At 72.3% G+C, this 1,309-nt stretch carries 1 protein-coding gene; it reads right to left on the bottom strand.

Annotated features, from left to right (window positions below; genetic code table 11):
- On the bottom strand, positions 1 to 1,290 hold a 1,290-nt coding region (gene istA, locus E8D38_RS27735; RefSeq protein WP_140637501.1), incomplete at its 3' end, for an IS21 family transposase.
- Positions 1,291 to 1,309 lie beyond the last annotated feature (19 nt).

Below are 1,309 nucleotides of genomic sequence, written 5' to 3'. Positions count from 1 at the left end.
ACCGCGCAGGCGCTCGACGATGCGATCGCTCAACAGGTGCTCGATCAGCCGCTGGCAGGCCGGCCCGATGCGGGCGCCCTGGGCGACGCACCAGCTGCGGTCGTGCGCGAAGAACGCCTGCGCGGCTGGCGGCAGGTGATCACGCACCGTGAGGCGCTCGCCCGGGCGGCGCCCGCGCGGGTGCGTGGCGACGTGGCGGAACTCCTCGTACAGCGCCACCGCCGCGTCGGTGGCGCGCAGCCACAGCGTCTTGCCCGCCAGCGCGAACGGTGCCGAGTACAGCACCCGCTCGAACTGCACGTGGCAGTCGCGATGTACGACCACGCGGTGCCAGCTGCCCAGGTCCGGCGCCACTGCCGGCAGCGGCTTGAGGTGTGCACGCTCGAGCTCGAACAGCGCCAGCGGCCTGGTGCGCGTGGTGCCGTGCACGCGCGTGCCGGCTTCTTCCAGTACCCACGCCTTGGCCTGCGCGTTCAGGTCGCTCAGGTCACGGAAGCTGCGCGTGGGCAGGAAGTTGCCCTTGAGGTACTTCACGCCGGCCTCGACGATGCCCTTCTTCTGTGGGTCATGCGGCGGACAGGCGTCGATCCTGAAGCCGTAGCCTTCGGCGCACTCGGCGTAGGCGCGCTGCACCAGCGGGTCCTTGGCGCACGCGCGGGTGATGGCGCACTTGGCGTTGTCGATGATCAGCCGTGCGGGCACGCCGGCGAACCACTCGAAGCCGCGGCGGTGGCAGCCCAGCCAGGTGGCCACCGTCTGGTCCCACACGAACTCGACGTACTGGTGGCGGCTGTGCGCCAGCGTCATCACGAAGGCCCAGGTGCGCCGCGGCTGGCCGTCCGGGTGCATAAGCACGGGGCCGGCGCCGAAGTCGACCTGGGCCGCTTCGCCGGGCTCGAAGCTCAGCCGCACGGTCACCTCGGGCGGCTGAGAGCCGCGCAGGGCCACCAGCATGCGTGCCACCGACGAGTAGCTGCCGGTGTAGCCATGTTGGCGCCGCAAGGCCGCGTGGATGGCCTTGCCCTGCACGCCGGCGGCCTGCCATTGCGCGACCAGCTCGCGCCAGGGCTCGACGCTGGAGACGGTGCTGCTGGCACGGCGGCCGGCGCCCACGGCCTGTGCGATGGCGGCCTCGTCGGGCAGCTCGCGCGCCGGGTCGAGCCAGCCGTGCTCGACGGCCAGCGCGCGCAGCGCCGCCAGCTTCTGCCGGCCCATGAGCTTGGAGCGCGCGATGTCGCGCTCGGAGTCGCCCGCGCGCAGCCGCGCGAGCACTTGGCGGTACTGGAACATCTCGAATCTCCTGCGGCTC

The sequence above is a fragment of the Methylibium rhizosphaerae genome, assembly GCF_006386545.1.
GTDB lineage: Bacteria > Pseudomonadota > Gammaproteobacteria > Burkholderiales > Burkholderiaceae_C > Pseudorivibacter > Pseudorivibacter rhizosphaerae.
This window is presented reverse-complemented; position numbering and strand designations above follow the sequence as displayed.